The organism is Enterobacter cloacae complex sp. HYC074_NIDB, from assembly GCF_056673345.1.
Window position 1 is genome coordinate 1 of record NZ_CP114216.1, and the last position, 7,044, is coordinate 7,044.

The 7,044-nt window shown below is 55.9% G+C and carries 3 protein-coding genes and 3 pseudogenes; 3 read left to right on the forward strand and 3 right to left on the reverse strand.

Annotated features, from left to right (window positions below; genetic code table 11):
* The first annotated feature begins 815 nt into the window (after positions 1-815).
* From O1724_RS23465 to O1724_RS23475, 3 genes and pseudogenes are all read left to right on the forward strand, one after another.
* Positions 816-1,812 (forward strand): annotated as a pseudogene (locus tag O1724_RS23465) (IS5 family transposase).
* Positions 1,749-1,958: pseudogene (locus O1724_RS23470) on the forward strand (hypothetical protein); the annotation flags it as partial. The pseudogenes O1724_RS23465 and O1724_RS23470, both read left to right, overlap by 64 nt.
* A gap of 80 nt (positions 1,959-2,038) precedes the next feature.
* Positions 2,039-3,559, forward strand: a complete 1,521-nt coding sequence (locus O1724_RS23475; protein ID WP_048269853.1) for a methyl-accepting chemotaxis protein — start codon at positions 2,039-2,041, stop codon at positions 3,557-3,559.
* A 111-nt stretch (positions 3,560-3,670) separates the two neighbouring features.
* Here O1724_RS23475 and O1724_RS23480 read toward each other — a convergent pair.
* The 3 genes and pseudogenes from O1724_RS23480 to O1724_RS23490 form a co-directional block, all read right to left on the reverse strand.
* Positions 3,671-4,358 (reverse strand): annotated as a pseudogene (locus O1724_RS23480) (IS1 family transposase).
* 477 nt (positions 4,359-4,835) lie between these two features.
* A complete protein-coding gene (gene mbeA / locus O1724_RS23485; protein ID WP_045332490.1) occupies positions 4,836-6,332 on the reverse strand; it encodes a plasmid mobilization relaxase MbeA in 1,497 nt (498 codons plus the stop codon).
* Positions 6,322-6,645, reverse strand: a complete 324-nt coding sequence (locus O1724_RS23490) for a MobC family plasmid mobilization relaxosome protein (RefSeq protein WP_007772081.1) — start codon at positions 6,643-6,645, stop codon at positions 6,322-6,324. The genes mbeA and O1724_RS23490 overlap by 11 nt, the downstream gene beginning before the upstream one ends.
* Positions 6,646-7,044 lie beyond the last annotated feature (399 nt).

Consider the following 7,044-nt stretch of genomic DNA (forward strand, 5'->3'; position numbering starts at 1 on the left):
GGCAAAGCCGTTTTTCCATAGGCTCCGCCCCCCTGACAAGCATCACGAAATCTGACGCTCAAATCAGTGGTGGCGAAACCCGACAGGACTATAAAGATCCCAGGCGTTTCCCCCTGGTAGCTCCCTCGTGCGCTCTCCTGTTCCTGCCTTTCGGTTTACCGGTGTCATTCCGCTGTTATGGCCGCGTTTATCTCATTCCACGCCTGACACTCAGTTCCGGGTAGGCAGTTCGCTCCAAGCTGGACTGTATGCACAAACCCCCCGTTCAGTCCGACTGCTGCGCCTTACCCGGTAACTATCATCTTGAGTCCAACCCGAGAAAGCACGACAAAGCGCCACTGGCAGCAGCCACTGGTAACTGGGATATACGAGAGAGAGATTCAGAGGTCTTGAAGTATGGGCCTGACTGCGGCTACACTGAAAGAACAGTTTCGGTATCTGCGGTCTCGTATACCCAGTTACCTGGTTAAGCAGTTCCCCAACTGACTTAACCTTCGATCAAACCACCTCCCCAGGTGGTTTTTTCGTTTTCAGAGCAAGAGATTACGACTGAAACGACAGGATCACAAGAAGATCATTAACTCCGAGAGTAGTAACTCCCACCATGTTTGCCTATCAACACACTTAGGAAACATTACTTGCGTTCCATGCCAGTTATACGACTTCTAGCTCTCCATAACAGATCCTCATTTTCTGCTGATGGATTTCGACGGTATCGTTCCTCCGCTTTCCGTACTCCATATTCAGGGAAGGCGCGAACAAGTTCCTGATATGAGATCATCATATTCATCCGGAGCGCATCCCAGAGGGACATCATGAGCCATCAACTCACCTTCGCCGATAGTGAATTCAGCACTAAGCGCCGTCAGACCCGAAAAGAGATTTTCCTCTCCCGCATGGAGCAGATTCTGCCATGGCAGAATATGACCGCTGTCATCGAGCCGTTTTATCCCAAGGCGGGCAATGGCCGACGGCCCTATCCGCTGGAGACCATGCTGCGTATTCACTGCATGCAGCATTGGTACAACCTGAGCGACGGTGCCATGGAAGATGCCCTGTACGAAATCGCCTCCATGCGCCTGTTTGCCCGATTATCCCTGGATAGCGCCCTGCCGGATCGCACCACCATCATGAATTTCCGCCACCTGCTCGGTAGCTGAACAAGTCGAGCAGCATCAACTGGCCCGTCAATTGTTCAAGACCATCAATCGCTGGCTGGCCGAAGCAGGCGTCATGATGACCCAAGGCACTTTGGTGGATGCCACCATCATTGAGGCACCCAGCTCTACCAAGAACAAAGAGCAGCAACGCGATCCGGAGATGCATCAGACCAAGAAAGGCAATCAGTGGCACTTTGGCATGAAGGCCCACATTGGTGTCGATGCCAAGAGTGGCCTGACCCACAGCCTAGTCACCACCGCGGCCAACGAGCATGACCTCAATCAGCTGGGTAATCTGCTTCATGGAGAGGAGCAATTTGTCTCAGCCGATGCCGGCTACCAAGGAGCGCCACAGCGCGGGGAGCTGGCCGAGGTGGATGTGGACTGGCTGATCGCCGAGCGTCCCGGCAGGGTAAAAACCTTGAAGCAGCATCCGCGCAAGAACAAAACGGCCATCAACATCGAATACATGAAAGCCAGCATCCGTGCCAGGGTGGAGCACCCGTTTCGCATCATCAAGCGGCAGTTCGGCTTCGTGAAAGCCAGATACAAGGGGCTGCTGAAAAACGATAACCAACTGGCGATGTTATTCACCCTGGCCAACCTGTTTCGGGTGGACCAAATGATACGTCAGAGGGAGAGATCTCAGTAAAAACCTGAAATAACGCCAGAAATGGTGGAAAAAATAGCCTAAATAGGCTGATTCGATGTGTTTGCGGGAAAAAAATCGGCCCAGATCCGCGAAATTTTAATCAGCGAGTCAGCTTGGGAAGAAATGACCTGCTTATTCGCACCTTCCCTAAAGATAAATTGTTTACCGCCGAAAAAACATTGCCCCACAAAATTAACTTTCAAATAACCTGCAAGGGATGCTCACGATGTCCTCTCCAACCTATGTCACCCAGAATGAATATCCTCTGGACGATGACACCACCTTAATGTCTACCACAGACGTCCACAGCTACATCACCCACGCCAACGACACCTTTGTTCAGGTGAGCGGCTATCAGCTCGATGAGCTGACGGGCCAGCCGCACAATATGGTGCGCCATCCCGATATGCCAAAAGCTGCGTTTGCCGATATGTGGTACACGCTGCAGCAGGGCGAGCCGTGGAGCGGGATTGTCAAAAACCGGCGCAAAAACGGTGACCACTACTGGGTGCGTGCTAACGCGGTGCCGATGGTGCGTCGCGGGCAGGTGACGGGCTATATGTCGATTCGCACCAGAGCCACAGCGGAAGAGATCGCCGCCGTGGAGCCGCTCTACCGGGCGCTGAACGACGGGCGCTGTAAAAAACGTATTCACAAAGGGCTGGTGGTGGGAAAGGGCTGGCTGGGTAAACTCCCGGCCATGCCGCTGCGCTGGCGCGTGCGCAGCGTGATGGCGGTGCTCTTTGCCGGACTCGCCGCCACGCTGGCCGCCACCTCCGCAGGCTGGTTACCGCTTGCCGCCGCTGCGGTGGTGATGCTGATGGGAACGCTGCTGTTTGAGCAACAGATTGTCCGCCCGATAGAGAATGTGGCGCGACAGGCGCTGAAGGTCGCCACCGGCGAGCGCAACAGCGTGCAGCATCTTAACCGCAGCGATGAGCTGGGCCTGACGCTGCGCGCGGTAGGACAACTTGGCCTGATGTGCCGCTGGTTGATCAATGACGTGTCGAGCCAGGTGGTGAGCGTCCGTGACGGGAGCGACAGGCTGGCGCAGGGAAATGAAGATCTGAACGATCGGACCTGTCAGACCGTCGCGAACGTGCAGCAGACCGTCGCGACAATGAACCAGATGGCCGCGTCCGTTCAGAGTAACTCCGAGACCGCCGCCGAGGTGGACAAACTCTCCGTGGCTGCGAGCAGCGCGGCAACGAAAGGGGGCAATGCGATGCAGACCGTGGTTAAAACGATGGATGATATTGCCGACAGCACGCAGCGCATTGGCTCGATTACCTCTCTGATTAACGATATCGCGTTCCAGACCAATATTCTGGCGCTGAACGCGGCGGTTGAAGCGGCAAGGGCAGGGGAGCAGGGCAAAGGGTTTGCCGTGGTCGCGGGCGAAGTACGCCATCTTGCCAGCCGCAGCGCCAGTGCGGCTAACGATATTCGTAAACTCATTGATGCCAGCGCCAGCAAGGTGCAGTCCGGCTCTGAGCAGGTTCACGCCGCGGGCCGTACGATGGATGATATCGTTGTGCAGGTGAAAAACGTGACCCAGCTTATCGCCCAGATCAGCCACGCGACCTCCGAGCAGGCAACCGGCTTATCAGAGCTAACCCGTGCGGTAGCTGAACTCGACAGCATCACGCAGAAAAACGCCGATCTGGTCGAGGAGAGCGCGCGCATTTCGGCCATGGTGAAGCACCGCGCCGGACGCCTTAAGGATGCGGTGACCGTGCTCCATTGAGTGAGTCATGTTCCAAAAAAGCCGTTTATACCGTAGGGAATAAACGGCTTTTTATTTTTCTGATTGTGACTATTAATGGGGTTTATTGTTAATTTAGGTAATGACTCCAACTTACTGATAGTGTTTTATGTTCAGATAATGCCCGATGACCTTGTCATGCAGCTCCAGCGATTTTGAGAACGACAGTGACTTCCGTCCCAGCCTTGCCAGATGTTGTCTCAGATTCAGGTTATGTCGCTCAATGCGCTGAGTGTAACGCTTGCTGATAACGTGCAGCTTTCCCTTCAGGCGTGATTCATAAAGCGGCCAGCCATCCGTCATCCATACCACCACATCAAAGACCGACAGCAGCTCCAGAAGACGCTCCAGTGTGGCCAGAGTACGCTCACCAAAGACGTGTGCCACCACCGTCCTGCGCATCCTGTCAATAACCAGCGCTGACGTGATTTAGCCCCGACGTAGCCCCACTGTTCGTCCATTTCCGCGCAGACAATGACGTCACTGCCCGGTTGTATGCGCGATGTTACCGGCTCCGGCCTGAGTTTTTTAAGTGCCGTAAAATCGTGTTGAGGCCAACGCCCATAATGCGGGCACTGGCACGGCACCCAACCCCATTCATAGCCATATCAATGATTTTCTGATGTGTACCGGGTTGAGAGGCGGTGTAAGTGAAGCTGATTTGCCATGTTTTACGGCAGTGAGAGCAGAGATAGCGCTGATGTCCGGCAGTGCTTTTACCGTTACGCACGACGCCTTCGGTAGCTGAACAAGTGGGACATCTGATGGAAATGGAAGCCACGCAAGCACCTTAAAATCACCATCATACACTAAATCAGTAAGTTGGCAGCATTACCAATAAATGTAAGCATCACTCTTACTCCTGTTATCAACATTAAACATAACATCCGTTGCCCGCACCGCTGAAACGGGGTTGGCTGCGTTTCCGGTGCCAGACGCGAGAAAGTGGCGACAGACATAACGAAAAAACACCAGAAACGCAGCCGCTGAATATTACACTGGTGCATAGTCATGCAGCCAGATGCATGGATGTTAAAGTCACACTAAAATCCGCGCCAATGCCTTAAAAACCGACAAATGCTTCTCCAGCCAGTCCCACAGCTCCGCCGCCAGGTATAGGCAGTTAAGCAATGATTCAATAAGATTTAACAGCTTCATTTCCCGCTCCTGAATAAGTCGTGACCTTTTTGATCACGAACCTATTTAGCGGGAGAAATAAGAGCCCCTCTTCGTGCGGGTTGTCAGCTGCCTGGATGGTTTAAAGTGTCGGCCCGCGGTAGGTTTTCTGCGGCTGGCGCTCCAGCTCCAGTGTTTTCTGATACTCATTCTCCCTCTGCCGGAGCTCGATCGCATTCAGTTCCCGGACAAGCGGCGCAGCTGCTCGCTTAAACTCAGCACCTGCGTGCTCAAGTCCGACACGCGCTCGTTCAGCATCGCGTTCTCCCGTTGCATAAGACCACACATGCTCCGCCATTCCGCGAAGGCGCTCTCCCATTCGTCCAGCCTTTGCGAGTAGTCCTGCTGTAGCTGCTCTAATGCGCTCAGCAACTGCTTTTCCAGCTCTGTCATTTTCCGCTACTCCTGTTTCAGGCGGATCCATGTCGTCCCGTCGTAAGGGATGGCTTCGGTTTGCATCCCCGGCGGCAGGATAAGGAATCTCCGGCCGTCGCTGCTCTCCTGATAGCGCACTCCCCACGTCCGGGCGGTCATTTTCGCCAGGGTATCTTCCTGCTGACGAAGATGCGTGTAATTGTCGGTTATCTGCTGCCCCTGCCACCACAGAATGCTCCCGCTCGTGCCGATCAGCAGCGCTGACACCATCAGGATGGTGAGCCATGTCCTCCCGGCCGTCAGCAGCACGCTCCGCCGGTTTTTCTCCATCGCCTCGCTCATATTCTGCTCGTGGGCGCTGATGGCGTCGCTGATTCTCCTCGCGCTTGCGCTCAGTTCCGCTCTGACAGACTGCTCGTGCTCGCTGAATGCGGCTTTCAGCATCTCGCCGGTACTCTGCTGCTGCGCTTTCAATTTCTCCTCGAAGTCCCTCGAGGCCGTAAAAAGATTGCTCATAGATAGCTCCCTTCAGTCGGATGTTTCGCCCCCCGTCCGGGTCGGCAATGCTGATACTGCTTTTCGTGGTGCGCACCACCTCAAAACCTGCACCTTCAAGAGTGTCAGTGACATCCTGACGGCTTTTCAGCTCCCCGGACGAGGCTAAGCTCAGTAGTCCCCGGGTAATGGCTTCTGCGGCCTCCTGCTTCGTTTTCGGCAGCCCGGACGGCGTGACCAGCGCCCGGCGGTTTTCCGGCGCGTTCGGGTCGTGCAGCCCCAGTCTGCCGTTCACGATAGTCTGCCAGGCATCGATGCGCGGCCGGTCGGCGCGGTCGTAGTAAGGCTGGAGCCGCCTGCCGGTCAGCAGCTCGGTATTGGGGATCAGAAAGTTCAGCTCCAGACGCCCCTTGTCCGCGTGCTCCACCCACAGAATGCTGTACTGATCTTTATCGAGTCCGGGCATCAGAACTCGCTCGAAGCTGGCCATCAGTTTTTCCCGCTGGCCGGGAGGGAGATCGGCCTCCGCAAACGACAGGACGCCGGAGGTGTATTTCTTAACGTAAGGCGACGCGTCAATCAGCTCCCGGACTTCTTCCGGCTTCCCCTGCAGGACGGTGGCGCCTTCACGCTGCCGGTCTTTACCCAGCAGATAGTCCACCGGCCCGGCGCCACCGCCGCGACCGCGTGGATGAAATTTAACGATCATCGTCCGTTCCTTTCTCAAGAACGGCGTGCCGCAGCCGCTCAAGTCCGGCATCGATGGCCATCAGCGCCGCAACAATCTGCACCCTGTCATGGCCGGTACCCCCGCCGGCGTTAACACGGCGGGCTATCTGGTTCAGGTTATTGCCCATGCCGGCAAGCTGGCGCAGCAGCGCCGGCGAGATTGAGGGAAGCTTTCCGGAACGTGCCGGCTTTTCGTCCAGGCAGGTCTGCCGCATCCACGCTGCCAGCTGCCTGCCGTCGCAGCGCTCAAGCAGCCGCCGGTGCTCGTCCTCCGTCACCCACATGGTGAGCATCTTGTTCCGTTTCTCTGACAAACCGGCCTCCTGATAACGCCGGGACGGGCGGGAAAGCCTTTCCCGGTCGGCGCGGGGTTGGACAAGCCGCAGGCGCGTCAGGCTTTTGGCGGGTTTCGGGGCGCAGCCCTGAACCAGTCACGCAGCGCTAGCGGAGTGTATACTGGCTTAATATGTTACGGCGGAGTAACACTTTATGAAAGTGCTTCATGTAGCAGGAGAAAAAGGTGGCACCAGCGCGTCAGCAGAATATGTGATACAGGATATATTCCGCTTCCTCGCTCACTGACTCGCTACGCTCGGTCGTTCGACTGCGGCGAGCGGAAATGGCTTACGAACGGGGCGGAGATTTCCTGGAGGATGCCAGGAAGAAACTTAACAGGGAAACAATAAGGCCGC